At 41.8% G+C, this 25,033-nt stretch carries 26 protein-coding genes, 2 pseudogenes and 2 riboswitches; of the genes and pseudogenes, 7 read left to right on the forward strand and 21 right to left on the reverse strand.

From position 1 onward, the window contains the following. Positions 1-25 precede the first annotated feature (25 nt). From ACTWQL_RS01665 to ACTWQL_RS01680, 4 genes are all read right to left on the reverse strand, one after another. Complete coding sequence (locus ACTWQL_RS01665) at positions 26-793, reverse strand: TIGR01457 family HAD-type hydrolase (protein ID WP_443140693.1); 768 nt, start codon at positions 791-793, stop codon at positions 26-28. 324 nt (positions 794-1,117) lie between these two features. Then, positions 1,118-1,273 (reverse strand): hypothetical protein, encoded by a 156-nt coding sequence (locus ACTWQL_RS01670; RefSeq protein WP_443140694.1) that lies wholly within the window; start codon positions 1,271-1,273, stop codon positions 1,118-1,120. Positions 1,274-1,683: 410 nt separating this feature from the next. Continuing rightward, positions 1,684-2,130 (reverse strand): DUF86 domain-containing protein, encoded by a 447-nt coding sequence (locus ACTWQL_RS01675; RefSeq protein ID WP_443140695.1) that lies wholly within the window; start codon positions 2,128-2,130, stop codon positions 1,684-1,686. Between the two features lie 24 nt (positions 2,131-2,154). Continuing rightward, entirely contained in the window at positions 2,155-3,438 is a 1,284-nt protein-coding gene (locus ACTWQL_RS01680; protein WP_443140696.1) for an EAL domain-containing protein, read from the reverse strand. 190 nt (positions 3,439-3,628) lie between these two features. Between ACTWQL_RS01680 and glpX the strand changes: the two genes are divergently transcribed. Beyond that, complete coding sequence (gene glpX, locus ACTWQL_RS01685) at positions 3,629-4,597, forward strand: class II fructose-bisphosphatase (protein WP_443140697.1); 969 nt, start codon at positions 3,629-3,631, stop codon at positions 4,595-4,597. 13 nt (positions 4,598-4,610) lie between these two features. Then, positions 4,611-4,883, forward strand: a complete 273-nt coding sequence (locus ACTWQL_RS01690; protein WP_443140698.1) for a DUF3055 domain-containing protein — start codon at positions 4,611-4,613, stop codon at positions 4,881-4,883. Positions 4,884-4,963: 80 nt separating this feature from the next. Here the strand turns inward: ACTWQL_RS01690 and tnpB are convergent, their stop codons facing one another. Continuing rightward, positions 4,964-6,082: an IS200/IS605 family element RNA-guided endonuclease TnpB gene (tnpB, locus tag ACTWQL_RS01695; RefSeq protein WP_443140699.1), complete on the reverse strand. Its 1,119-nt coding sequence runs from the start codon at positions 6,080-6,082 to the stop codon at positions 4,964-4,966. A 165-nt stretch (positions 6,083-6,247) separates the two neighbouring features. Next, the gene (locus ACTWQL_RS01700; RefSeq protein WP_443140700.1) at positions 6,248-6,517 is read right to left on the reverse strand and encodes a hypothetical protein; all 270 of its coding nucleotides are present in this window, start codon (positions 6,515-6,517) and stop codon (positions 6,248-6,250) included. A gap of 285 nt (positions 6,518-6,802) precedes the next feature. On the opposite strand from ACTWQL_RS01700, the gene ACTWQL_RS01705 reads away from it, so the two are divergent. Next, positions 6,803-7,042: a hypothetical protein gene (locus tag ACTWQL_RS01705; RefSeq protein ID WP_443141443.1), complete on the forward strand. Its 240-nt coding sequence runs from the start codon at positions 6,803-6,805 to the stop codon at positions 7,040-7,042. An 82-nt stretch (positions 7,043-7,124) separates the two neighbouring features. Here ACTWQL_RS01705 and ACTWQL_RS01710 read toward each other — a convergent pair. Beyond that, positions 7,125-7,400, reverse strand: a pseudogene (locus ACTWQL_RS01710) (YutD family protein); the annotation flags it as partial. Between the two features lie 109 nt (positions 7,401-7,509). Here ACTWQL_RS01710 and ACTWQL_RS01715 point away from each other — a divergent pair. After that, positions 7,510-8,124 carry a YhcN/YlaJ family sporulation lipoprotein gene (locus tag ACTWQL_RS01715; protein ID WP_443140701.1) on the forward strand — a complete coding sequence of 205 codons (615 nt, stop codon included), beginning with the start codon at positions 7,510-7,512 and terminating at the stop codon, positions 8,122-8,124. Positions 8,125-8,611: 487 nt separating this feature from the next. On the opposite strand, the gene lipA is transcribed toward ACTWQL_RS01715, so the two are convergent. Next, a complete protein-coding gene (lipA, locus tag ACTWQL_RS01720; protein ID WP_443140702.1) occupies positions 8,612-9,511 on the reverse strand; it encodes a lipoyl synthase in 900 nt (299 codons plus the stop codon). A gap of 217 nt (positions 9,512-9,728) precedes the next feature. Between lipA and ACTWQL_RS01725 the strand changes: the two genes are divergently transcribed. Beyond that, positions 9,729-10,715, forward strand: coding sequence for a M23 family metallopeptidase (locus ACTWQL_RS01725; protein ID WP_443140703.1), 987 nt, complete (start codon positions 9,729-9,731; stop codon positions 10,713-10,715). Between the two features lie 140 nt (positions 10,716-10,855). On the opposite strand, the gene ACTWQL_RS01730 is transcribed toward ACTWQL_RS01725, so the two are convergent. The 7 genes from ACTWQL_RS01730 to ACTWQL_RS01760 all read right to left on the reverse strand — a co-directional run bounded on the left by ACTWQL_RS01730 (position 10,856) and on the right by ACTWQL_RS01760 (position 18,861). Next, positions 10,856-10,960, reverse strand: a complete 105-nt coding sequence (locus tag ACTWQL_RS01730) for a methionine/alanine import family NSS transporter small subunit (protein WP_443140704.1) — start codon at positions 10,958-10,960, stop codon at positions 10,856-10,858. Further along, positions 10,961-12,484 carry a sodium-dependent transporter gene (locus tag ACTWQL_RS01735; protein WP_443140705.1) on the reverse strand — a complete coding sequence of 508 codons (1,524 nt, stop codon included), beginning with the start codon at positions 12,482-12,484 and terminating at the stop codon, positions 10,961-10,963. Positions 12,485-13,319: 835 nt separating this feature from the next. Then, a complete protein-coding gene (locus ACTWQL_RS01740) occupies positions 13,320-14,900 on the reverse strand; it encodes a Na+/H+ antiporter NhaC family protein (RefSeq protein WP_443140706.1) in 1,581 nt (526 codons plus the stop codon). A 107-nt stretch (positions 14,901-15,007) separates the two neighbouring features. Continuing rightward, positions 15,008-15,193, reverse strand: a riboswitch (Lysine riboswitch). A gap of 89 nt (positions 15,194-15,282) precedes the next feature. Further along, entirely contained in the window at positions 15,283-16,128 is an 846-nt protein-coding gene (yunB, locus tag ACTWQL_RS01745; RefSeq protein WP_443140707.1) for a sporulation protein YunB, read from the reverse strand. Positions 16,129-16,199: 71 nt separating this feature from the next. After that, positions 16,200-16,508, reverse strand: a complete 309-nt coding sequence (locus ACTWQL_RS01750) for a YunC family protein (protein WP_443140708.1) — start codon at positions 16,506-16,508, stop codon at positions 16,200-16,202. A 67-nt stretch (positions 16,509-16,575) separates the two neighbouring features. Next, positions 16,576-17,973 carry a bifunctional metallophosphatase/5'-nucleotidase gene (locus ACTWQL_RS01755; RefSeq protein ID WP_443140709.1) on the reverse strand — a complete coding sequence of 466 codons (1,398 nt, stop codon included), beginning with the start codon at positions 17,971-17,973 and terminating at the stop codon, positions 16,576-16,578. Positions 17,974-18,015: 42 nt separating this feature from the next. Further along, positions 18,016-18,861, reverse strand: a complete 846-nt coding sequence (locus ACTWQL_RS01760; protein WP_443140710.1) for a DUF72 domain-containing protein — start codon at positions 18,859-18,861, stop codon at positions 18,016-18,018. Positions 18,862-19,042: 181 nt separating this feature from the next. Between ACTWQL_RS01760 and ACTWQL_RS01765 the strand changes: the two genes are divergently transcribed. Together ACTWQL_RS01765 and ACTWQL_RS01770 are read left to right on the forward strand one after the other, a co-directional pair. Then, entirely contained in the window at positions 19,043-19,297 is a 255-nt protein-coding gene (locus tag ACTWQL_RS01765) for a hypothetical protein (protein WP_443140711.1), read from the forward strand. A 28-nt stretch (positions 19,298-19,325) separates the two neighbouring features. After that, a complete protein-coding gene (locus ACTWQL_RS01770) occupies positions 19,326-19,571 on the forward strand; it encodes a hypothetical protein (protein ID WP_443140712.1) in 246 nt (81 codons plus the stop codon). Positions 19,572-19,714: 143 nt separating this feature from the next. On the opposite strand, the gene ACTWQL_RS01775 is transcribed toward ACTWQL_RS01770, so the two are convergent. The 6 genes and pseudogenes from ACTWQL_RS01775 to ACTWQL_RS01800 form a co-directional block, all read right to left on the reverse strand. Next, positions 19,715-20,947 carry an SGNH/GDSL hydrolase family protein gene (locus ACTWQL_RS01775; protein ID WP_443140713.1) on the reverse strand — a complete coding sequence of 411 codons (1,233 nt, stop codon included), beginning with the start codon at positions 20,945-20,947 and terminating at the stop codon, positions 19,715-19,717. A gap of 122 nt (positions 20,948-21,069) precedes the next feature. Beyond that, on the reverse strand, positions 21,070-21,540 hold the full coding sequence (msrA, locus tag ACTWQL_RS01780; protein ID WP_443140714.1) for a peptide-methionine (S)-S-oxide reductase MsrA: 471 nt from the start codon (positions 21,538-21,540) through the stop codon (positions 21,070-21,072). A gap of 121 nt (positions 21,541-21,661) precedes the next feature. Beyond that, a riboswitch (SAM riboswitch) is annotated at positions 21,662-21,783 on the reverse strand. Between the two features lie 155 nt (positions 21,784-21,938). Next, positions 21,939-22,136, reverse strand: a complete 198-nt coding sequence (locus tag ACTWQL_RS01785; protein WP_443140715.1) for a small, acid-soluble spore protein, alpha/beta type — start codon at positions 22,134-22,136, stop codon at positions 21,939-21,941. Between the two features lie 191 nt (positions 22,137-22,327). Then, positions 22,328-23,093, reverse strand: a pseudogene (gene fabG, locus ACTWQL_RS01790) (3-oxoacyl-ACP reductase FabG). A gap of 91 nt (positions 23,094-23,184) precedes the next feature. Beyond that, positions 23,185-24,363, reverse strand: coding sequence for a thiolase family protein (locus ACTWQL_RS01795; RefSeq protein WP_443140716.1), 1,179 nt, complete (start codon positions 24,361-24,363; stop codon positions 23,185-23,187). After that, complete coding sequence (locus tag ACTWQL_RS01800) at positions 24,360-25,019, reverse strand: TetR/AcrR family transcriptional regulator (RefSeq protein WP_443140717.1); 660 nt, start codon at positions 25,017-25,019, stop codon at positions 24,360-24,362. Before ACTWQL_RS01800 ends, ACTWQL_RS01795 begins: the two co-directional genes overlap by 4 nt. Between the last annotated feature and the right edge of the window lie 14 nt (positions 25,020-25,033).

The following is a 25,033-nucleotide window of genomic DNA, read 5'->3' on the forward strand; positions in this document are numbered from 1 at the left end:
ATGGACTCCCCTTTGTAAGCCTTCCTCATAATTGGATATCCCATAAATGCAAGGAATCAATCGTATGCGTTGGTCTTTCTTTAGGTGGGATGTCCTCGATACTGGTCGTGACCCCAGTATAGACCAAAAGTGTATCGACTCCTGCGCGCATTCCCGCTAAAATATCAGTGGAATAATTATCCCCGACCATAAGTATTTTTTCCTTCGGCAAGCCCATCTTTGTCATCGCCAGGTCCATGATGATCGGTTCGGGCTTTCCAATAAAGGTTGGATCGATACCAGTTGAAACGGCAACAACTGAGGTCAATGCCCCATTCCCCGGAACAAGACCGCGATCAGTCGGAAAAGCTACGTCTTTATTGGTCGATAGAAAACGTGCACCATTCCTCACTTCCAGGCATGCCTGCTCCAATTTTTGATAGGTAAGACTACGATCGATCCCCATAACGACATAATCAACATCGTTTTCTACAATTTCAAATCCATTGGCTTCAATCGGAGCTCGAAGCCCCTCTTCACCAATCATATATACACGATTCCCTTGTTGATCCTGTTTCATATATTCAGCAGTAGCCATAGATGATGTAAAGACATGCTCTGGCGATGCAGGAACACCGAAGTTTAAAAGCTTGTCCGTCACTTGTTGACGAGTGCTCGCCGAATTATTCGTAATGAACAAGTATGGGATGCCCTCTCTTTCAAGCTTCTTCACAAATTCTACAGCTTCTGCAATCCCTTCTTTCCCTTTGTACATCGTACCGTCCAAATCAATCAAATAACCTTCATATTTCATGTCATTCCACTTCCTCAAATGCAATTAAATTTTCGTATTAAGTGTAGGATACCACGGAAAGGATGAAGAGATGTTGTTTGACGAATTTCTGATGGAATATCCCCGCTTTCGCTTTTAGACTTACGGAGAGTGTTTTTAGACATATATAGTAGGTTTTTAGAGTTATTTCGAAATTTTTAGATGCATTTGAAATTTTTTAGACTTATAAGAGTATTTTTAGACGTATGTGGGTTAATCATGGTGTTTTCATGACTATCCGCTTAATTATTTCGTTCATTTTGGTTAAAGGCTCTTTTCTAAAAGATTGTAGCATTTGGGTTAGTTTTATAAAACACCTTGTGCAAGTTGATTGGAGAGCAAGGTGTGAGACTCCTCGAAAATGAAAATCGCATTTTCTTCGTGCGATGTAACGCTGCCGGAGCTTTCCTTGTCCTGCGGAATCAGCGTGCCTACTACCTGAATAATCTCCTCGCAAGGCATGCGACGAGGAAGCTCACTTCGACAGGACTTTCTTGTAGACGCAGGAGCACAAATGCTTCCTTGAAAAGGAGACTCCTGAGGTCGCAAGGCAACGAGTGAGCTCACCGCACGCCCCGCGGAATGCGAGCATCCTGGAGCGGAATTCAACGACTTTTAAAGAAAACTTGGCGAGACCAAGCCTTTTGTAGGTCGAGCCTTAGTTGCCCTTATACTGAAGAAAGCATTTTATACTTTCTTTAAGTGCAAGAGCAACAAAGTTTGCGAAAACAGCCTTGGTAAAAAAGGTTGAAACTTTCTAATTCTTGCATAAAAACATGTTAAAGTACACTATTTAAAGTCAGGAGCTTGTATCTTTTCTTATATCACTACAACAAAAAAGCCGCCTCTCGCAGGCAGCTTAGATCATGATGTTATTCCTCTTCTGGTAAAAATGCCGATACAGGACCCAATTCTTCTGTCAAATAGGTCCGAACTTGCTCAGGAAAGGCGTGCAAAGCATGTAAATTAGCCTTCAGTACATCCTTTACATGCTTATGATCGACTTCTGTATAAGTCTGTACAAGCATTTTACGTAGAGCGATCACTTGTTTCAACCCTACCGCATTCTGACTTGGGACCACTTTTTCATCCTCTAAAATGTCAATGATGTCCTCGTAACTTCCTGGATCACGCATGATAAAACCATCAATCGTCTTATTTCCAACATCTATGATGGTTTCAATCACCATGTGCCCAAGACGCTCTAACGCCATCTGATCTTTCATTGTTTCACCAAACTCTTCCGTTTCGAGCACATCAAGACGCTGGCTCATAAAACGCAACAGTTCTTCAATCTTTTTCCGATCGACAAAATACATCCTATCACCTGACTTCTAAAAGCATTAACCCGCTGATGGAGTTGGAATCAATCTTGGACGGGCGTAAAAGAAGCCTTGCACCATATGAACACCATTGCGTTTCATGACGGAGGCTTCTTCTGCTGTCTCAATCCCCTCTGCTACAACTTGTGCGTTCGCTTCCCTTGCAATATGGATCAGCCCTTGCAGCATAGACTCCTTCAGCTTATTTCCATTGATGTTTTCAATCAATGAACGATCTACTTTTATAATATCAGGGCGCAGGAAAGAAATCGAGTTTAAACTCGCATAACCAGCACCAGTATCATCCAAGGCAATCCTAATTTTACGTTTGTGAAGATGATCGATCGTCTGTGTAAGATGCGTATAGCGTTGAACCGATTCACTCTCTGTAATCTCAAAAACAATTTGGGAGGGATCAATATGTAAATGGTCTTGTAAAATGTCATCCACATCGTCGATAAAATGTTCATGCGCGATCGTTTGCGGTGTCACATTGATGAAAATCGCATCCTCTCCCCTCATTTTTTGAAGGGCTTTTTTGATAACCAGCATTTCTAATGGGTAGAGCATATTTGTCTGCCTCGCCATACTGAAAAGCTGTAATGGATGTTCATAGACCGTGTTTTCCGGACCTCTGGTCAAAACCTCCCAGGCCATCACATCTAATTCATGGACATTGACGATCGGCTGCGAGTATAAGGTTATATTTTCTTTTTGAATGATTTCTTTAATCGCATGAACCATATGATTATGTTTTGCGCCGACACCTTTCTTCGCCATTACCAGCGCTTTTTGATACGCATTCAAAAACGATTGGAACGGGTGATCGGTATGTGCATCCATCACCATATAACCGGTTTGGAAGCTTTCTTCGTCCTCTTTTTTGTACGCAAAAAAATGTTCATTGATATTCGCTTTGATATTTTCTATGTATTTCTCGATTACATGGATGACATTTCTATCTTGCTGTATCGATAGAAGCAGTACAATATCGTCTCCCCAATATTGCTGCAAGAATAGGATTTCATCATCCTTCACCGTTTCACAAACAACCTTTTTGAACCACCGTCTCACATCTTTCTCAAACTGTTGGACATAAGTCAATCCAAACTGTTCAATTTGATGCTTATAGGTTTGCACATCGAAAACAACGACGACATGCGTACGATTGCTGCGGTATGATTTTTTTAAGATCGGTGTAACAGGATTACGCAACCAGAAGTGTGGTGGAAAAAACCGTAAACTTTGGTTCGCAGCAAATAGGTGCTTCCAAAATAGAAGCCAGTCCTTATGTTGATTATGCAAAATTTATCACCTCAGAGGTTGCACCATAGTCCTTTTAGTGTACCACAAATATTAGAAAATTCTAACTTTCGATGAAATATTTTTCTATTCGACAATTCCTTGTTATCATAATAAGAGCAATATGTCATACGAATGTTTGTCCTAGGAGATTCATTATTAGGACATTAATATAAAAAACAGGGGGACGACGATGGATCGTGAATTAGCTTTAGAAATTGTACGTGTAACAGAGTCAGCTGCAATCGCTTCGGCACAATGGATGGGACGAGGCTTGAAAAATGAAGCAGACCATGCTGCTACTACAGCCATGAGGGCAATGTTTGATTCAGTGAACCTCAAAGGGACAGTCGTCATCGGCGAGGGTGAACTTGATGAAGCACCGATGCTTTATATAGGTGAAGAAGTCGGTACCGGCCATGGCCCGGAAGTCGATATCGCTGTTGATCCTTTGGAAGGGACGAATATTGTCGCAAAAGGACATCCGAATGCCATGGCGGTCATTGCTATAGCGGACCGGGGCAGCTTGTTGCATGCACCTGATATGTATATGGAAAAGCTTGTTGTCGGTAAAGCTGCTGCAGGAAAAGTAAGCTTGTCAGACCCGATTGAAAAAATTATCGATGTCGTTGCAGAGGCGAATGACAAGAGACTGCATGATTTCACCGTCATCATCCAGGAACGGCCAAGACATGAAGAACTCGTTGAGCGCATCCGTCAAAAAGGTGCACGCGTCAAACTTTTCGGAGACGGAGATGTCGGTGCTGCCATCGCTGCAGCTCTACCTAATACTGGGATCGACCTTTTTATTGGAACAGGAGGCGCACCAGAAGGCGTCATTTCTGCAGCCGCAATCAAGTGCCTTGGCGGAGATATGCAAGCACGACTCGTTCCATACAATGATGAAGAACGTGAACGATGCATCCGCATGGGACTAGAAGATCCAACTCAACTCTTACACTTGGATGACCTTGTCCGAGGAGACGATGCAATCTTTGCAGCAACAGGAGTAAGCAGCGGTGAGCTTTTGGAAGGCGTCCGTTTCCTCTCAGGCGACTATGTCGAAACAGATTCACTCGTCATGAGAGCCAAGACAAAGACGATCCGCTCGATCAAAGCACAGCACCACTTAGATCACAAGCCGAACCTAGTAATGGAATAGGAGTTGTATACAGATGACGGAACGATTCTTTTTATACGATGATGTTGAAGAAACGAAAACACGATTTGTAAGCTTCATGGGGGAAAATCAACGGTTCGATCTTGCGATTACGAAAACGGATCGTCATTATGGAAAACCGCTTATTTTGGACATCCAGGGTGGCCGTTTCGCCATCATCGGACAAGACGATTTAGAAGAACCGGGTTATTTGGAGCATGCGTTCAGCTTGAATGAGGAAGATGCACAAGAACTACGGGAATTTTTAGAAGAAGAGGTCCTTTCTTGAACTACCCGCCACTTAGCACTCTTGCGAGTGGCTTGAAGTGGGGGATTCCTAAGAACACCAGCGTAACCGCCGGTTGTGGATTAGGCTATCCCCGAAGTTCCTGCGGTTAATCGTAATGCTTCCTTACGAAGATTCCTACTTGCGTTAAGATCTCGATCATGATGCATCGTGCATTTTGGGCAGTCCCACTCACGTAATGCAAGATTCTTAACGTCTTTATGACGGTAGCCACAATGGGAACAAAGTTGACTGGAAGGAAACGTCTTGGATACCACCACGATCTGTTTGCCGTACCACTTTGCTTTGTATTCAAGCATGGAACGGAATGTTGACCAACTCACTTCACTTATGGCTTTGGCGAGGTTGTGGTTCTTTAGCATATGGGATACCTGCAAATCTTCCATACCAATAAGGTCGTGGTTTTTGACAATATGGGTAGAGATTTTATGCAAGTAATCGTTTCGCGCATTTGCAATTTTCTCGTGCATTCGGGCAATTTTAATCCGTTGCTTATGCCAATTAGAAGACCCTTTTTGACGTCTGGATAGGACTTGTTGTGCTTTCACCAGTTTCTTTTCTAAGGTTCGAAAAAACGTAGGGTTCCCATACACCGTTCCGTCTGACAAAATGGCAAAGTCCTTTAGTCCGACATCAATCCCCACTGACGAGTGGGTTTTAGGTCCATCGCATACTTCTGTTTCAACCAAAATGGACACAAAATAGGTGCCACTCGGGTTTCGTCTGATTGTGGCATTGAGGATCCGTCCTTTAACCACACGACTCTTGGCAAATTTGACGAGTCCCAGTTTGGGCAATTTGATTTTGTTTCCAACAATTGCAATATTTCCGTTTGTATATCTGGTGGTATAGGATTGGACCTTATTCTTTTTAGACTTGAATCGGGGAGGGTTGTTTTGTTTCTTGAAGAATCGTGAAAAGGAATCCGCAAGGTTCCTCAAGGAAGATTGAAGGGCAACACTGTCTACTTCGTTCAGCCATCGTAATTCCTTTTTCAGTTGCGTTAATTGCTTCGAACAAGTAGGATAGGTCAATCCTTTCCCTTTTTCATGGTAGGTGGTATTCCATCGTGCCAAAAAGTGATTAAATACAAAACGACTGCAGCCGATTGTCTTCGCGATTCGAATATCTTGTTCTTTGGTTGGATAGAGTCGAAATTTATAGGCTCTATGAACCAACATGGATTCCACCTCCCGAAACCAAACGTTTGTTCCTATTATATCATAAGATTTCATTTTAGAGATTGAAAAAAGGAACGATTCCAAAAAAATTAGACAGATCATGAGTCGGACAATTGAGATGGTAAGATCCATCCCTTGTCCGAAGGCGATTCATCCCCACCCTACTCATTGGGCTATGCCCTTCCCTTTCCTTGAGGATGGGGTTTTCTCGCCTGCTTGATAAAATGTATAGGGAAACCACTGGTCCGCCAGTGGTTTTTGCTCTTTTCTAACAGATTGTTGCTTTTGAGTCATTTTTAAAAAATCACCTTGTGCAAGTTGATTGGAGAGCAAGGTGCGAGACTCCTCGAAAATGAAAATCGCATTTTCTTCGTGCGATGTAACGCTGCTGAAGCTTTCCTTGTCCTGCGGGATGAGTGGGACAGGTGAGACCATTCAATGTCGCAAGGCGACGAGTGGGCTCACCGCACGCCTCGCGGAAAGCGAGCATCCTGGAGCGGAAATCAACGACTCTCAAGCGCAACAAAGTTTGCGAAAACAGCCTTCTTTTCTTTAATGTATTGTAAGCATTTAACTTCAGTAATAACCACGCTTCCAGGGCAATATAATAATGGATAGTATCACCTATCCAAAGCCTAGAAGGAGTGGTGTCCTTTGGCAAGAAGAAAAGGTTATCGGAAAGAGAATGAAATATACACGGATTTCTCTAACGTCGAGACGATGCATAATTTCGTCTTACCTGAGGACTTACCGGAGGGTCCTTATGGCTCTCCAATCAATGCAAAACTGGGCAAGTCGACGCCATTTGATGAAGACCAGCGTTATTATAGTGCCTTCAACTATGAGAACAAGACGATGCACCAGGACATTCCACGACAATATCCCGGTGCTCATCCAGTGCACAGTGATCCTAATCGTGAAGAAGAACCTCCTTATATGGACTATGAAAAAAGGGACTGACATTGCGTCAGTTCCCTTTTTCTGCTTTACTCGTCTCTCTTTTGTTGGAGGGTTTTTTCGACTCTTTTTTAGACTCGTTCGTTTTGATTTTTTTCACGATAAAATAAGGACAGCCAAAGTTACAGAACTCCAAGAGGTACTCCGGTACTGTACTGAATTTCGTTTCGTAATTCGCCTTGTCATTTTGATCGTCAAAAAATCCACGTAAGCGTAACTGGTTGTAACCCCAGTCCCCTACGATATAATCATATTTATGTAAAATTTCGCTATATCTGGATGCAAATTCTTCCTCGTTCCATCCATCCCGAAAATCCTCTATGACCTCATAATTGATTCCATTTACGCAAACCAATCTCATCACTCCATTCACATTTCTATTTTATCACGATTTATGGGTAGATGTACAAGTTCTGTCAGTATAACCATAAAAGTTACAGCAAAATCTATAGGTAGGAGGTGAACAGTGAATGAAAAAATTCATTATTGCTGGTCTCACATTTACAATACTTTTCTTACCTGCTTGCGGAATGGATAAAGGAGATTACGACGGTGCAAACGGAAACGGAATGAATCCGACGTTGGACGTTAAAGACCGTGCTGGAACACCGGGAAAAACCCCACAAGAAGCAACGGATGATTTCGGCTATACTCGAATCCAGAGCCCGTCTGATGACCGCCGTAACTTTGGCGGAGGGCCACAGCTTGACAAAAAACAGCTTTCCAATACCATTTCGAGAATGATCATGCAGAATCGAGTTGTGAGAGATTCAGCTACACTCGTAACTAGCGACAAAGTACTTATCGTTTATGACGCAGAAACGGATGATCGGGAAAAAACAGCTGATATGGTGAAAAGATCTGCAATGTCGGTTGTTCCTAGATGGTTCCATGTTTATGTTTCAGATGATACAACCCTATTTGAATACATTGAACGTTATAAAAATATGGATGAGACTTCAACAAACGTTAAACGTAGTATCGATGGTCTGATCAAGGAAATGAAAAAATCACCACAGGGATACACAGACCCTAACAAAGATGGTGAATTGGAAGGCAAAGGAATGTCAGAAGGGATGAAATAAAAAAAGTGACCCGAATTGATGCGGGTCGCTTTTGTATTGTGCAGATAGTTTCGCAAGGAGTAGTAACTATTCCGGACATCCCGTATTAAAAACAGGTCTACACATAAAATGAGCGCCTATCTGTCCGTATAAATACAGAAAACCTGAATTGGCGTAACGAAAAGGCCTCTTTCTTACCGTATAAACTCAGAAATGCTGATTTGACGGCACGAAAAGCCCTCATTCTGTCCGTATAAATTCAAAAACGCTAAATTGACGTTATGAAAATGCCAGTTTCTTACCGTATTAAAACCAAAATCAAAAATATACGCATATGAAAAAAGCTATCATCTAATAAAGAAAACTTGGCTAAGCCAAGCCTTAGCGCAGGCTGAGCCTTAGTTACCCTTATATTGAAGAAAGTATTTTTACTTTCTTTAAATACGAAAAAGAGATCGACCCAAGGGAAGTTACTTCCATCACGAATCGACCTCTTTTAACTTTGTATTTACTTTGCTTCTTGTTGACGTTGTTTCGATGCTGCGTTGACTTGCTCATCTGCATGGTAAGATGACCGTACTAATGGACCGGATTCGCAATGGCTGAAGCCTTTTGACATCGCAATTTCTTTAAGCTCCGCAAACTCATCCGGGTGATAATACTTCTGAACTTTCAAGTGCTTTTTAGACGGTTGCAGATATTGTCCGATCGTCATGATATCAACGTTGTTGACACGAAGATCGTCCATCGTTTGAATGATTTCTTCCTTCGTTTCCCCTAGTCCAACCATGATGCTTGATTTTGTGGGAATATCCGGTTGCATTTCTTTCGCTCGATGCAAGAATTCAAGAGAACGTTCGTATGTGGCACGTGCACGGACCCTTGGTGTCAATCTTTCAACAGTTTCAATATTATGATTCAGGATGTCAGGACGAGCATCCATCAGCGTCTTCAAGTTTTCATATTTCCCCATCATGTCAGATGGAAGTACTTCAACTGTACAGAAAGGATTTGCACGGCGTACAGCACGTACCGTTTCAGCATAGACTCCTGAACCGCCATCCTTCAAATCGTCACGAGCAACCGCTGTGATGACAGCATGCTTGAGTCCCATCAATTTAACAGACTCAGCGACACGTTCTGGTTCTTGTAAATCCAGTTCATTGGGCAAACCAGTCTTGACGGCACAAAAACGGCAAGCACGTGTACATACATCACCAAGAATCATGAATGTAGCTGTTTTACGAACCGCCCAGCACTCGTGGATGTTCGGGCAACGCGCTTCTTCACAAACCGTATGTAAGTTCTTCTCGCGCATCATCTTTTTAAGACCGGTGTAGTTTTCATTTGTATTTAATTTGATCTTAAGCCATTCGGGCTTTCGAATATGTTCTTCTTTTTTCGCCATCTAACTCACTCCAGTATTGGATTAGTTTAAGATTCCGGCATTGAGTGACTCTTACTCTGATGCGTTAATCTAATACGTTTCTACTGTATCATATTGTTGCTTCAAGTTCCATTATCCGAGCATATGTCTGGTTTTCCAACATTTGATAATCATTATTTGCCTAATTCAATACAAACTAACATTATGAAAAGATACAGGAAAGGACTGAATTCCCTGTATGAAAAAAATTGTATTGTTAGTCATTTTCATAATAGGTGTAAACATTGGAACAACTGAAATAGCTGAAGCAAAAAAGACATATCAGAAAGAAGATGTGGGGCGTTACGCGCTTTATCATAAAATGGAGGCACTCACCTCCATTCCATGGTATTATTTGGGGGCGATCGATCAATATGAACGATCCATCAGGCGTGCCCAAAAAGACCTTCCAGAAGAAGAAGGATTGATCGGTATTTACTATTCACCAATACAATGGGTAGGACCATTAAACCCGAATTTGGATGATACAAATGCATCGACCATTTCATTATTCGGCGGCGTAGGACTTGATGGAAATAACGATGGAAAAGCAGATCGAAATAATGATGAGGATGTGTTATATACATTTGCTCATTACCTTCAGGCATACGGTTTTGATGAAGAAAACATTAAAATCGGTTTATGGGATCACTATCATCGTGATAAAACCGTCGACATCATCATGGGAATTGCGAAGGTTTACCGTGAGTACCAAACCTTGAGTCTTTACGAGCGTGCATTTCCTGTTCCAATCAGGGCTAACTATAGCTTCCGGAACACCTGGGGAGATCGCCGGGGATTTGGTGGACTTCGCATCCATGAAGGAACTGATATTTTTGCGGACTACGGTGTACCTGTAAGAGCAACGACTTATGGCATAGTGGAAATCGCAGGGTGGAATCGTTTTGGAGGGTGGCGTGTCGGGATTCGTGACTTGAACAACGTCTACCATTATTACGCGCATCTGAAAGGGTTCGAAAAGGGTATTGGGAAAGGCTCTGTGGTCAAGCCAGGCCAAACGATTGGTTACGTTGGGAGCTCTGGATATGGACCACCAGGGACAGCTGGTAAATTTCCTCCGCATCTTCATTATGGTATGTATCGTGACAATGGTTATAACGAATGGTCATTCGACCCGTATCCCTACCTCAAAGCGTGGGAACGGCAAGACCGTAATAAAAAATAAACCACTAAAGAAAACTTGGCAAAGACAAGCCTTGGCGAAGGCTGAGCCATAGTTGCACTTATACTGAAGAAAGTGATTATACTTTCTTTAAGTGAAAAAAAAGATGAGCTGAATCATTTCCAGCCCATCTTTTTTTCGTTTTATTTTTGCTTAGACGTTCTCACCGCATTTGCAATGCTTGCAGCTAAACCTCCCCAAAGGACAACCATTCCGATGACCATCATTGTAATTGCTCCACCAGACATTTAGTTAACCTCCTTTTCTGACTCAAGAGAAGTATTACTATTCCACTTCTTCAAGGAGAAGAGAATTCCAACGACTACAGCTCCGATTGCAACAGCCCATCCGGAATAGAAGATGAAGAAGTTTGAATACCCTTCGTAGTTCCCGGTCTCCGTTGGAAATTCCCTCATCAAGTTTTGTTTGAATAGTTGGAACATCATGTAACCAAGGATGACCGGCGTAATGATACCTAGACATATTTTCCACCATCCACCAAGGCGTATATCTGAAATTCCATTCGAATGTCCTTGGAAATCTGTAAGTTTCTTCAAGAACCATGCAACTGCGATTACTTCAACTAAACCAACAAGAGCAATACCGAATTGGTTGATGAAGTAGTCTGCAGCATCCAGGAAGAACAAGCCGCCTTGTGTAGCAAATAGGATTGAGACTAGTGCTGCAACACCTCCACCGACAAATACAGCCTTTGTACGTGAAGTTCCAAACTTCTCTGAGATACCAGCCACATAAGTTTCCACAATTGAAATCAATGAAGATAGACCCGCAAGGACTAATGACGCAAAGAATAAGAACCCGAATAATTCATTAAGCGCTGGGAATTGGTTAATGATTTGCGGGAAGACCACGAATGCAAGACCCACTCCTCCAGCGACAACTTCATCCACTGGCACGTTAGCTGATACTGCCATGAATCCAAGAGCACTAAAGACTCCAATACCTGCTAAAAGCTCAAATCCTGAGTTACTGAATCCTGTGATGAATGCATTATTCGTAATATCGGACTTTTTCGGCAAGTAACTCGAGTAAGTAATCATGATTGCAAATGCAATTGATAAACTGAAGAATATCTGCCCATAAGCCGCAACCCAGACCTTCCCATCCCAAATCGCATCAAAGTTCGGTTTAAAGAAAGCTTCTAAACCGGTCGCAGCACCAGGTAATGTGACTGCCCGAATAACGATGATCAAGAATAAGATGACAAGTGCTGGTATGAAAATCTTATTTGCTACTTCAATACCTTTTTTAACACCTTTAAAAAGTACACTCAGTGTAATAACCCAAACGATTAATAATGGAATGAATACCCCTGGTACCAAGCTTCCTACTTCACCCGGTGCACTTAGATTCAAGTACTCCGAAAACAAGAAACCTTCTGTGTCCTCGCCCCATTTAAGGTTCAAGGCAAAAATCGAATATGAAATAGCCCATGCAATGATGACTGCATAATAAGTAGAAATGACAAACGAAATAAAGACTTGCCACCAACCAATCCACTCAGACTTTTTATTCATACGGTGGTAGGTAAGCGGTGCAGATCCCCGGTACTTGTGACCCATGGTAAATTCCATTACTAATAACGGAATCCCGGCAGTTAGTAATGCGATCAAATACGGAATAAAGAAAGCTCCTCCACCGTTGTCATAAGCTACCGCAGGGAATCGCCATATGTTTCCGAGGCCGATTGCGGATCCGACAGCTGCTAAAATAAATCCTGCTCTAGTGCCCCACTGTGCTCTGTTCTCCATTATTACTCCCCCATTCTCTAATGTTTTGTTACTAAAGTCGACAGTTGAAAACTTTAGTTTTTTCTGACTATTTCGATTATAGTATAGCTGTTTTAATAGAGACATGTCAAAGAATTTTCAAAAAAATTAGTGATAAATGTCTATATAGAAGATTTGCAGTTTTGGTATAAATATACTACATATTATTACATTTTTTTCATAAAATATTCTTTTCCTGAGGTGGGGGTTCTCGGTTATCCGCTGTTTTCTCAGAGTTGGAGTTATGACTGATTGGATTTCTACCCGTAAGATTATCGTGGAGAAGGACTGGAGTCAATGGTACTATCGCTTGTTTTAGATCGCTAATCGATCATTTCGGACAGGCGCACGCTCTTTTCGTCTGTTCCTGTCCCATATTGACCTGTTTTGGGACAGGGGGTCGCTTATTCCTCTGCCTCCTGTCCCGTATTGACCTGTTTCGGGACAGACTTTCGTTTTTTCCTCTAGCTCCTGTCCCGTATTGTACTGTTACGGGACAGCTCTTCGCTTTTTCCTCTGCCTCCTGTCCCGTATTGACCTGTTTCGGGACAGACTTTCGTTTTTTCCTCTAGCTCCTGTCCCGTATTGTACTGTTACGGGACAGCTCTTCGCTTTTTCCTTTGGCCCCTGTCCCGTATAACATCGTTACGGAACAGCTCTATGCTCTTTCCTCTCGTTCCTGTCCCGTATTACAGCGTTACGGGACAGGTTTTTGCTTTTTCCACTGCCTCCTGTCCCAATTAGTCACCTTCGTCCACACTTTTTCTTCACAACAAAAAAGCTGACCCATTCGAGTCAGCTTTTTAAGATAAATCAATTAGTTTTGTTCTCGCGGTGATTCGATACTTGTGAAGTTCATCTTCTTCAATATGAAAGCCACAATGATCACGAGCACAAGTGATACCAGCAGTGACAACGTGACGCTTTGTGTAAAACCAATAATAAGGAATCCGACCGAACTGATGACAGCAGCCAATAGCGCATATGGCAATTGGGTCATCACATGATCGATATGGTTGCTTCCCGCTCCCGTTGATGAAAGGATCGTCGTATCGGATATTGGTGAACAATGGTCACCGAAAACGGATCCTGCAAGAACTGCCGCCAGTACAGGAAGGATATAACTAATGTCAGTCGCTGCTGCAATTTCTCCAGCTATCGGAAGCATGACACCAAACGTCCCCCACGAAGTACCTGTAGCAAAAGCCATGATTCCAGAGATCAAGAACAACAATACAGGCAGGAACGCAATATTAATGTTGTCATCTACAATCCCAGCTAAATATTTTCCTGTTCCGATTTCATCGATGATGGCAATGATTACCCAAGCAAAAATCAGAATGTAGATAGCTGGAAGCATGGATTGGATTCCCTTCCAAATACCTGTTCCGAAATGCTTTCCAGGCAATTTTTTCATCAAGAAAAGAACAATCGTGACAGCTAATCCGAACAATCCGCCGTAAACAAGTGATTTCGCAACATCGGTATTTTCAAACATGGAAAGTAAGGTGACATTTCCTTCAGTTGCTTGGGCACCGGTATAAAGCATTGCAGCGACTGTCCCAACAATCAACGCAACGATCGGCCAGATCAGATCCCCTACTTTTCCTTTATCGCTCTCAGGCAACCCAATCTGTTGACCAGGCACCGCTTTGTTATCCGGGTTTAATACTTGTCCTTCATTGATCGCCCTTTCTTCATGTGCCTTCATTGAGAACAAGTTGATATTCCATAACGCTGTTGCAAACACAAGCAACAGTGCTGAAAGTGCATAAATATTCATCGGAATCATTTTCACAAAGGCTTCCAGCGCGCCTATTCCAGCTACTTCATGAGTGGCAAGAATACCACCAATCAAACCGATGATATACGCGCCCCAGCTTGAAACAGGTGAAATGACACAGACAGGCGCAGCGGTCGAATCGATATAATACGCAAGCTTTGCTCTAGAAATACGATGGCGGTCCGTCAATGGACGACTTACATTCCCAACTGCTAGAGAATTGAAGTAATCGTCAATGAAAATGATGATACCCAGAACGATCGTCAAGATTTGAGCGCCAACACGGGTCTTCACCTTTTTAATCGCCCATTCACCAAAGGCACGGCTTCCCCCAGCAATCGCAATTAATGATGTCATGATGCCAAGAATTAATAAGAATAAAAGGATGAATACATTCCACGTGTTCACTTCCCATGCGCCTGCATCATTCTGCGTGATGAAAAGATCACGTACGATTTCGAAGATTTGGGTGAAACTCGCCAATATATCAAAGTTGTTGAGCATGAATGCTCCGACGAGGATGCCTGTCCCAAGTGACAACAACACCTTTCTCGTCAAGGCCACCATAAGTAATGCAAGTAACGGTGGAATCAAAGAATAAATTGTATTTTCCATTGAATAATGTTCTCCTCCTATTAATTAATCGATGGATGAAATAAAAAAAGGCAACGATAGATAGAAAATAACCTATCGTTACCTTGTAAGTAACAGTTATCCCCCATCGATCACGTAGTTCTCCACTATCCAATCTTCCCGGATAGTGACAGTGCTACACCTATTAGATGCAACCCCAACAGTAAACCTTTCGACAAAAGTGTACTGCTTCGGCAAATAACCCTTTCCAGTGATGGTCATCGATGTCTTTCTCGCATCATTGTACTGATGTTCTTTGCTCCACTACCTCATCTGATGATAAGGTCTATGATATTTTTTGCGCCATTAAATATTTTAAATGATTAGCTATAAAAATACAAGGGTTGTGAGGAGTCGTATAAAATCAATTGGTGTTCTCTTCTTTTTTCTTTTCTGCTTCATTACTGTTTTCTTGGTTATTATCATCATTGTTCTTGTTTTCGATATCGATCTGCGGATTGATTGGTATGACTGGCTGAGCACCTGAGCTGCCATCCCCTTTATGGTAGTAATACGGCACATCCTGAGGTATTAATTGAGAAACTAACATGACATTCGTTTTAATCACTCTTTCTTTTGTTTCAAACGGAACAACAATTTGGGTCCTTACGATGACTTCGATCCATCCCCGTAAATGAATCGTATTGATGCCTGCATTCTCTGTTGATTCATTCCAGCTTGATTCCACACTTCCGATGACTCGGAAACGCACCGGTATACTTGGTCCGAGGTTGGCAAGTAGAGCATTATCCGTCGCTCGACCTAGGGGGATTTCAGTGAAAATGCCGTTAGAAAATTCATCTTCTCTGTTGACTTCAATACCAGCAAAGTTTGCAAAATCCGGCTTTTTCCCTTGTTCAATCTGTTCGAGTAAAGATTGAACATTAGCTGTTGCAAGAGATTGAACCTCATTAACGACCTTTGGATCCGTACCTACCAATGCAACCTTGCCTTCATTATCTAAGGTGACATTAATGAGACCGTCCGTTTTACCAGCATCTACAATCCTGTTTTTAACAGCACTTTGGATTGCAAGTTGCGCCATATCTGCGGTCTCTGTCTCTGCAATCTGCATGAGTGTAGGCTCGATTCCTTTATCTACAAGCCACAATGCCTGTGCGGTTAGTAAAGTGAATATGATGAACGATATGATGAAGACATATTGAAATGGAAGAGGTCGTTTTCGGGGACGCCTCCGTATTCTCCACATAAAAATACCCCCTATCTATTGCTATATGTATGCAATGATTGGGGGTTGTATAGCTATTAATTTGGACAGAATCATAACTTAGCCATTTTAAGCAGCGCATCCCGTCCACTTGTACCTTTAGTGATACCAATTGCTTCGGCTTCTAACGTAACGGACTCTAACGGAGCTTCCAATAGCTGATCGAGGGTTCGTACACCTACAGCCCGCCCTGCGATTATTTTCCGCTCAGCCAATTTTTCATTCAGCAACGCCACATCTAGTGCACCACACATGATATATCCTTTGTCATTGCTGATCGACATGAAGTTGGTTTTCGGTAATGCCACTGTCACGCCTGTAAACAGATGCCCATCGATTTCGATAGGAGTGACCGTAATCATCTTTTCTCACGCTCCTTTTCTATACTATCAATATGTCATAGTAGTACAAAGCGTGTTGGCGTAGTGCCTATCTTTCAAAGGTTTTTAACTTCCAAGCAAGGACATCCCTCAGCATCTCCGGCAAGTAGAAGATTTTTTCCTCGGCATAATGGACAGATGGAAGCAAACGACCGAAGGTAAACATATCAATGGCACCAATGACGTATATTTTTTCTGGATCCAAAGGTTGCCCATTTATTGAGATGCTTTTTACGTGGTACTCGCCATCAGCCATGTCTTTACCCATGATTTCAACACCATCGAATATCATCCGTCCCATCACTTTCCCGCGGAATCCCAGGCCTTTGACTACGCGCTGTTCCAATTCCTTCGTCATCGCATGATGAATCATTTCTTTCAAGTATTCGCCTTTCAGCAAGATTTTACATGGATTGATTGGATGGGGACACACACGATGGAGATCTCCTTTCGTAACAGGTCCTGCTTTTAATGGTTCCAGCAACAATCCTGCATTGATCATGCTGATTTCCGAATCACACCATTCTCTGATTGCTTCAGCTAATAAACTAGTAAAAGCAGAAGGTCCGAACCACTCCAAATCGAGCGGGCGATCTAGTTCCGTCACGACCTCAGATAAACATTCATTGGCTTGTTCGCTCAATTGAGCAAGAAGCTGTTCACTATTCGTATCAGTCTCATACTCTTGCAGGTCTATGCATCGTGCTTTTACATGATCAATTTTTTGAATATCCTCGTTCCATTCGAGTTCCATGTGGCCGATGTATACACCGAATTTCCCTGCTTGCCCAATGGTCGTATCGTTAGCATGCAAACCATTTGGAAGGACATGATGCGTATGTGCGCCTAAAATGATATCAATGTCATCCATTTCAGTTGAAATCTGTTTATCCGCTTCTAATCCAAGATGTGAAAGCAGAATAAGGATATCGACCTGATTCCGGATTTCTTTTACGGATTCAATGAGTGCTTCATAAGGATCCTGAATCTCCCAGCCAAGCTGATTGTAATAGGCTTTAAACGGAGCAGTCACGCCGACCACACCGATTTTCAAGCCATTTTGCAGGGTATGGATTTGGTACGGTTTTGCCCATTTCGGCTGCTGTCCGTTTTTTTCTTTTAGATTCGCAACAAGTACCTGAAAGTTTGCTTCATCATATAGATGATCCAGTTGTTCCTTAGAAAACGTGATTCCTTCATTATTGCCGATCGTTGCATTTAGAAAATCTGCCTCATTCATCAATCTAACATTTCCCTGGCCAGCTGTTCCTTCTGTAATCGGATGAAAACGATCCGCATGGTCTCCAATATCGAACCGTAAAAACAGTTCATCTTTCTCTTCGTGTGCCCGTTGCTGATCCTTCAAGAACCCCATGATTCTCGGCCATTGTTCAAGATGGCTATGTAGATCATTCACATGATACAGATGGAGCTTTTGAATGCTCATTGTATCATCTCCTGTCTATTTCTAATCTCTGTTTTTGTCTAGTTAAAAGAGGTCAAGCTGTCGAGGTGCGAGTCCCTCGTAATCGATACCTAGCAGTTCGACCATTTGCCTTGCATTATCTGCTGCATCTCCACCAGAATTGTTATTGAACAAGGCAGTCACCTCATGCCCTGGCTTTTCAAGCTGTAAAAGCTTCTCTTTCCATTCTATGAGCTCTTCCTCATTGTAACGATAAAGATATCGTACATCCCGCCAGTTCGGATTCCCTTTCTTCTGCCAGCCATGAACATTCCGGCCATGGAAGCGGACCAACGTATGCTCTGGATGTGTTGGTTCAAGTATAGTCGGTATGGATCCTGCTCCAGATTGCGGTTCATCACAAATGCTGTGGATCCAACCCTTTTCTTTCATGAACGCCAACGTCCGGTCCTTGAAAGAAGGATGAAACCAGGATTGGTGCCGGAATTCAAGCGCCACCGGGATATCTTCCATCCGTTCTTTTGTCTGCCTCAGTAAATCGACGTTCTCCCGATTGCAGTCAAACCAGGGCGGATATTGGAAAAGGACCATTTTCAGTTTGTCCGCAGCTTGCAAGGGTTTGATCGACTCTTTATATAAACGGTACATCTCTTCTTCACTTGAAAAAGGGATGTCGCCTCTTGAGTGTCCGGTCATCCCCTGGTACGCTTTAACGACGAATGAAAAACGCTCTGGCGTTTCCTTCACCCATTTTTCGTAGTTCCTCACTGGCTGGACAGCGTAAAACGACGAATCGATCTCGACTGTCGGGAAGAAACTGCTGTAAGTCTGCAACTTTTCATTTGATCTAATATCTGCAGGATAGAGGGAGTCATGGTCACCCCACCCAGTCAGGCCAATCTCAATCATTTGAATGAATTCCTTTCCTATAACGATTGTTGATACTTTATATTTTGATTTGTCCTTGTGAAAAGTGCAAGTATTTGAATGTAAAAGTTATTCCTGTGGTTTTAATAGTACTCATTCCTTTATCCCAAAACTTATATTATAAAAAATTCTACATATAGTTACTTTAAAGGGAGGGATCTTCATGAATAAAAGTAATCAAAGATGTAAAAGATGCAATGGATGTTTTTGTGAATTGTTTTCAAAGTTGAGAAAAGGTACAATTGTCCAATTAGCTGTAGGACCAAACTTTATCGAACCTGGGGATGAAGAAGAATTTCAATTTATTAGCTTTGATGAGAAAACTTGTTGTGTTACATTGCGCGATACTGATAACAACGTTGTCATATTTAATTGCGAAAGGCTAGTAGCAGTTGAAATTGGAACAGGTATAGCCTAAAACTTCAAATCTTTGGGAGATGATAGATATGGATAGACCTAAAAATGATATTTGTGATTGTTGTATTTGTGAGATTTTTAAAGGCTTGAAGCCGGGGGAAATTATTTCTTTTGTAGTTCAAAATTCAGATCAATATTTTGAAGATGAAGAGTTTACCTTTGTTAGTTTCAATCCAAAAAACTGTTGTGTGACCTTGAATAGATTTGAAGTTAATAATCCTGTTATTGTCGATTGCAAGAAGGTTGTTGGTGTCAAAATAGTACAAAATGGGTGACAATACGATCTGGATCATAACTTATATATTTTTTTCAATTAAACAAAAAGAAGACGGAATTGAGGCCCCGTCTTCGTTATTATATAAATATAAAAAACTTATTCTAACCACCTTTATGTTTGCTGAGTGTTAGCTAAGTATATCTATTCAAACATTGAAAGGTCTATAGTCTCAGCCATTACCTCATATCCAACGTCATTCGGATGGAGATGATCACCCGCATCATATTTCGGATTGTAGCGTGCTGGATCGTCTGAGTCTCTTAGTGCTTTGTCAAAATCGATGACGCCATCAAACTCTCCACTGTTCCGGATCCACTCATTGACTTCCTTACGGGTGTTTTCCTTTTCTGGTGTGTACATTCCTGAGCCCTTAAAAGGGGTCAACGTCCCGCCATAAATTTTTAAGCCTTTATCATGAGAAGCATCAATTATTTCCTGCATTCTTCCGATGATTTTATCTGAATCATACTCTGGATGATGTCTTATGTCATTCAGGCCCTGATTCAAAATCACTGCCTTGACTCCCGTTTGGCTGAACACGTCCTGCTCAAGTCTCGCAAACGCATTCTCTCCTTTATCAGAAGAACTATTAATCAAATGATTAGCAGAAACCCCTGCATTCAGGACAGACATCTTCGTTTCTGATTCTTCATTGAACCTTTTGGCTAAAAAATCGGGCCACCGATGGTCTGCATCCATTTTAGAATGATTGCCATTCGCGATAGAACTTCCTAAGACAACAACGGAACCATCAACCTTTGCATCGGGTATGACATCAATACCGTCCAACCAGAACCAGGACTCTTCTTTTTTCTTAAACGCCTTATCATCCGTATTTGACGCATGGTTACCCGGTTCTGAGATATAGTTTGTCTGCATCGAACGGGGGTGCCAGGTTGCTGGTCCTGACTTCTCCTTAACATAAATACTTACAGCCAGTTTTTCATCACTTTTCACTTTAAACGGGATAGGGTCGCTAAATGTCCTTTTCCCAGCAGGAATTGTTACCTTTTGATCTCCTTCAAAAGTGACTTGCTTATCGGATTCAGATACGGTCTCTGCGCCATTTTTCACACGCGCAACATGTACCTCTTCAATCGTCAGCGGATCCGAACCAAACGTATTTGCCATTCGGATCCTCAACTTTTTACCATCCATATTCGGATTGATGATCATCCGGATTGTCTGATCTTCAAAACCTTGCTTCGACACGCCGTCTTTCCCAGGTTGTTGCATACTTGCCGTCCAAGCACCAACCCAATCTCCTTTACCCTGCTTGCTTCCATTTGAAGAGTCAACATCAAACGCAGCAATACATAATGAAAGGAAAATGATGATTCCAGTTGCGAGAATAAAGTATTGTAAACGTAACATAAAAAACCTTGCCCCTCTTAATGATGTCGTTTCATACTCCTAGAAGAGATTATTCGACATCAATCTACCCGTTGTTGGGGATAGTGAAACAAGGTTAATATATATGCCATTCTTATCCAATCTTACATACCACAAGCGACGGCTCCATTCTTCTGTAAATACTTCTGATGATATTCCTCAGCGTCATAGAAGGTAGGAGCTTTTTCAACTTCAGTCACGATCGGAAGCTTGAATACAGCTTTTTCCGTCAATACTTTGATCTTCTCTTCGGCTATATCTTTTTGATTGTGATTTGTATAAAAAATGACTGAACGATATTGATGTCCAATATCAATACCTTGCCTATTCCGTGTGGTCGGGTCATGTACTTCAAAGAATGTATTGAGTAGTTCATTATATGAAATCAAGGCAGGATCATATTGGATCTTGACTGCCTCCGCATGTCCTGAATCTCCAGTCTTCACTTGTTCATATGTCGGGTTTTCGACAGTGCCTCCAATATAACCTACGCGTGTTGAAACAACACCTTCAAATTTTTCAAAGAATGCTTCAACACCCCAAAAGCATCCAGCTCCAAAAATAGCTGTTTCCATGTCTCATCTGTCCTTTCAAAATAACGAAACTTCTATCGAGAGCTTTTCGCTGGTATCCATTGCAACGAAAAAACCCTTTTCTCATCCAGTAAGAAAAGGGTCGTATCTATTCGTAACGATCCTCTCATCTTCTAGGATGTTTAACCATCCTACAGGAATTGGCACCGTTCTCCTCAATCAAGCGATTGATTCGATGGTTGCCGGGCATCAAAGGGCCAGTCCCTCCGCCTCTCTGGATAAGAAGTTTTCATTATTCATTTTATTTTGATTATCATCTTAACACGTTTAAATGACGAAGTAAAGCAAGATTTTTGTATTTATTCAGTTTATGTAATGGCAACGTTTTTTGTAACGGCATTAACCTAAAAGAGACCGGTAAAACGGCCTCTTTCATAAAACTATTGCTGTTGTTTATTGTTGCTTAATTGCTGTTCGGCCATCCCGACTAGACGTTTAGTCATTTGACCGCCGACAGCACCATTTTCACGTGAGGTAGTATCTGCACCAGGTTGAATCCCCATTTCATTGGCGGTTTCTTCTTTCAGCTGCTCCATAGCATTTTTCGCACCAGGTACCAAAAGTTTGTTTCGAGCCATGATCCATCACTCCACACGATTATTTGAGTAATCCTAATTACTCACCTTTAATTTAACCTCCACTTCAGGTTCTGATTAAATGAAATCTTTCCTGTATCTTAAAATTCTGGAAACTGTGCATGCACGTCTTTGATTGATATTTACAGCTTATGGATAATCACACTCATTTTTTATATTCTAAAATATATGAATTAATTCTTTGGTCCACCAGCTACAAACAACACCTGACCATTCACAAAAGAAGATCTTTCATCTGCAAAAAACGTTACAGCATTTGCGATATCCTCTGGTTTTCCTACACGACCTACAGGTATACGCTCAACACTAGCTTCTACAAATTGTTCAAAACGAATACCTAGTCGTTCTGCAGTTTCTTTTGTCATTTCTGTTTCGATGAAACCAGGTGCGACAGCATTTACTGTGATACCGAATTTTCCTAATTCAATCGCCAACGTTTTCGTAAAACCTAACAAACCTGCTTTAGCGGTTGCGTAATTCGCTTGACCTCGGTTCCCGAGTGCAGAAGTCGAAGAAATGTTGATAATACGTCCATATTGATTTTTGACCATATATTTCTGGGCTGCACGAGCAGCATTGAAAGAACCTCGCAAATGGACATTGATCACAGTTGTCCAATCTAAATCCGTCATTTTGTATAACATATTATCACGAACGATACCAGCATTATTGACAAGTATATCTACTGTTCCATATCGATCCGAAACTTCTTTCATTGCTTCTTCTACTTCTTGCGGCTTCAATAACATTAACCACTTTCGTATAAATGTCATACCCTTTTTCATTATATTTCGTAACTGTTTCCTCTAATGCTTTTTCATTCACATCTATTATTGCAACTTTTGCTCCTTCAGCCGCAAACTGTAGTCCTATTTCTTTTCCAATTCCACGGCAGCCCCCCGTTATAAAAACGGTTTTCCCTTCAAATCTCCCAGCCATGTCTATTCCTCCAGATTTATTATTCTCTTCCACCTCGTGTCGCAAATTTCGCTTCAAGAATTTTTTCTAAACCAATCTACATCAACTTCTGCTAGACCCTTTCTATAACGACTGCCCCGCCTAATCCTCCACCTACACATAATGATGCTACACCATACCTCTTGTCATATGTACGAAGTCCATTTAATAAGGTGACCATAAGTCGTACTCCTGTCGCCCCCACAGGGTGACCTAGTGCAATCGCTCCACCCATGGGATTAAGCTTGTCCTGTGATATACCTAACTCCTGAACACATGCTAACGTTTGAACGGCAAAAGCTTCGTTTACTTCAAATAAATCGATGTCTCCTATGCCTAATTGCCCATTCTCTAATGCCTTAGGGATCGCTTTAACAGGACCTAATCCCATTCGTTTAGGTTCCACCCCTACAGAAGCAAACGATCTTATTATTGCTAATGGTCGATAACCAAGTTCTTCTGCCTTTTCTTTGCTCATCAATAAAACTGCGGCTGCTCCATCATTCATACCACAAGCGTTTCCAGGAGTAACAGTTCCGTTCCTTCTAAAAGCTGGTCTCAATTTTGAAAGCTGTTCAAGTGTAAGATCACGGGAGAACAACTCATCTTGTTTGATCTCCTTTTCTAATCCATTCTTATCTTTCACTGCTATGGGTGTGAGTTCTTGCTCGACTATACTTTCATCTCTTGCGATCCATGCTCTTTTATTACTTTCCAACGCATACTCGTCTTGTTTCGTGCGACTTATCTTAAACTCCTCTGCTAATATTTCTGCGGTCTCACCCATCGAAATCTTTTCAACGGGGTCTACCAACATTTCAAGTAAACTATCCGTCATTAGGCGATTCCCCATTTTATACCCTTCTCTTGCTCCCCTTAATACATAAGGGATTTGACTCATATTTTCCGTACCTACTATTAGATTTACCTGAGCATTGCCAGATTGGATGGATTGTATACCATTCATCAATGCCTGAAGGCTTGATGCACAATTTTGCCCAACCATATAGGAAGGGATTTCTTTTGGCCAGCCTAGTTCAAGTGCAGCGATCCGTCCAATGTTCGGAGTATTGGACGGAGCATCCACATTTCCTACTATGATTTCATCGAGATAAGAGAGATCTAATTCTGTTGTTGCCTGAGTTGATTTCATTACTGCCTTTGCAAGATCTTTTGCTGAGACATCTTTTAGGGTTCCATTCAGCTTTCCTATTGGGGTACGTGTTGCATTTACGATAACAACTTCCTTCATTTTATATCCTCCACTTGTGTTTCTGAGAATTGCTTAGGTTGCAAGGTCCATGGCAAGTTTTCAATAAAAGAGAAATTATAGATAGCCGTCAGGAGAATCCGATATACTTCATCCACTTTGGAACTTAATAGATAAGACTTGCTTGAAAGCACCCAGCACGTAACAACCTCATCCAAGGAGCCGAAAATAACCTGTCTAGCCGTCTTTTTAGAAATATCCTTCCGGTAAACATCCTTCTTTTGGCCATCTTCAATTATCGATTCAATCAATAGGAAATAACGTTTGATTCCCGCTTTCATCGCTTCTCTAATTTCTGAACTGGATTGCCTTGCCTCAATCTGGATGACTTTTGAAAGCGCATAGTCATTCCCAAAATAATGAAGATGATTACGGACAAGTTCATATAATTTCACCCGTGGGTCCTCGATGCCTTCCATCAAGCTCTCTACATTTGGGGAAAATTCGTTGTAAATCGTATTATGGAACAGCTTTTTTAACACATCTTCTTTATTGGAAAAATACAGATAGACTGTCCCATCGCCGATACCCGCCTTCTTTGCAATTCTTGACACCGACGCTTTGTGGTAGCCCATTTCAGCAAAGACACTTTTTGCAGCATCCAATATAAGACCGTACTTTATTTCTTTTTTATTCATTGAATATGCATCCT

Origin of the sequence: Pseudalkalibacillus sp. R45, assembly GCF_052246725.1 — a bacterium.
Classification (GTDB): Bacteria; Bacillota; Bacilli; order Bacillales; family Fictibacillaceae; genus Pseudalkalibacillus.

Coding starts and splice junctions, on each gene's coding strand:
- ACTWQL_RS01725 (WP_443140703.1), top strand. CDS start 9,729: ATGAAAAAAATTGTATTGTTAGTCATTTTCATAATAGGTGTAAACATT.
- ACTWQL_RS01740 (WP_443140706.1), bottom strand. CDS start 14,900: ATGGAAAATACAATTTATTCTTTGATTCCACCGTTACTTGCATTACTT.
- ACTWQL_RS01795 (WP_443140716.1), bottom strand. CDS start 24,363: ATGAAGGAAGTTGTTATCGTAAATGCAACACGTACCCCAATAGGAAAG.
- ACTWQL_RS01800 (WP_443140717.1), bottom strand. CDS start 25,019: ATGAATAAAAAAGAAATAAAGTACGGTCTTATATTGGATGCTGCAAAA.
- ACTWQL_RS01670 (WP_443140694.1), bottom strand. CDS start 1,273: ATGCCTTGCGAGGAGATTATTCAGGTAGTAGGCACGCTGATTCCGCAG.
- ACTWQL_RS01675 (WP_443140695.1), bottom strand. CDS start 2,130: ATGTATTTTGTCGATCGGAAAAAGATTGAAGAACTGTTGCGTTTTATG.
- ACTWQL_RS01770 (WP_443140712.1), top strand. CDS start 19,326: ATGGATAGACCTAAAAATGATATTTGTGATTGTTGTATTTGTGAGATT.
- tnpB (WP_443140699.1), bottom strand. CDS start 6,082: ATGTTGGTTCATAGAGCCTATAAATTTCGACTCTATCCAACCAAAGAA.
- ACTWQL_RS01705 (WP_443141443.1), top strand. CDS start 6,803: ATGCATAATTTCGTCTTACCTGAGGACTTACCGGAGGGTCCTTATGGC.
- ACTWQL_RS01715 (WP_443140701.1), top strand. CDS start 7,510: ATGAAAAAATTCATTATTGCTGGTCTCACATTTACAATACTTTTCTTA.
- ACTWQL_RS01775 (WP_443140713.1), bottom strand. CDS start 20,947: ATGTTACGTTTACAATACTTTATTCTCGCAACTGGAATCATCATTTTC.
- ACTWQL_RS01690 (WP_443140698.1), top strand. CDS start 4,611: ATGACGGAACGATTCTTTTTATACGATGATGTTGAAGAAACGAAAACA.
- glpX (WP_443140697.1), top strand. CDS start 3,629: ATGGATCGTGAATTAGCTTTAGAAATTGTACGTGTAACAGAGTCAGCT.
- ACTWQL_RS01665 (WP_443140693.1), bottom strand. CDS start 793: ATGAAATATGAAGGTTATTTGATTGATTTGGACGGTACGATGTACAAA.
- ACTWQL_RS01765 (WP_443140711.1), top strand. CDS start 19,043: ATGAATAAAAGTAATCAAAGATGTAAAAGATGCAATGGATGTTTTTGT.
- ACTWQL_RS01730 (WP_443140704.1), bottom strand. CDS start 10,960: ATGTCTGGTGGAGCAATTACAATGATGGTCATCGGAATGGTTGTCCTT.
- ACTWQL_RS01755 (WP_443140709.1), bottom strand. CDS start 17,973: ATGAGCATTCAAAAGCTCCATCTGTATCATGTGAATGATCTACATAGC.
- msrA (WP_443140714.1), bottom strand. CDS start 21,540: ATGGAAACAGCTATTTTTGGAGCTGGATGCTTTTGGGGTGTTGAAGCA.
- ACTWQL_RS01735 (WP_443140705.1), bottom strand. CDS start 12,484: ATGGAGAACAGAGCACAGTGGGGCACTAGAGCAGGATTTATTTTAGCA.
- ACTWQL_RS01750 (WP_443140708.1), bottom strand. CDS start 16,508: ATGATTACGGTCACTCCTATCGAAATCGATGGGCATCTGTTTACAGGC.
- ACTWQL_RS01760 (WP_443140710.1), bottom strand. CDS start 18,861: ATGATTGAGATTGGCCTGACTGGGTGGGGTGACCATGACTCCCTCTAT.
- yunB (WP_443140707.1), bottom strand. CDS start 16,128: ATGTGGAGAATACGGAGGCGTCCCCGAAAACGACCTCTTCCATTTCAA.
- ACTWQL_RS01700 (WP_443140700.1), bottom strand. CDS start 6,517: ATGGTCTCACCTGTCCCACTCATCCCGCAGGACAAGGAAAGCTTCAGC.
- ACTWQL_RS01785 (WP_443140715.1), bottom strand. CDS start 22,136: ATGGCTCGAAACAAACTTTTGGTACCTGGTGCGAAAAATGCTATGGAG.
- lipA (WP_443140702.1), bottom strand. CDS start 9,511: ATGGCGAAAAAAGAAGAACATATTCGAAAGCCCGAATGGCTTAAGATC.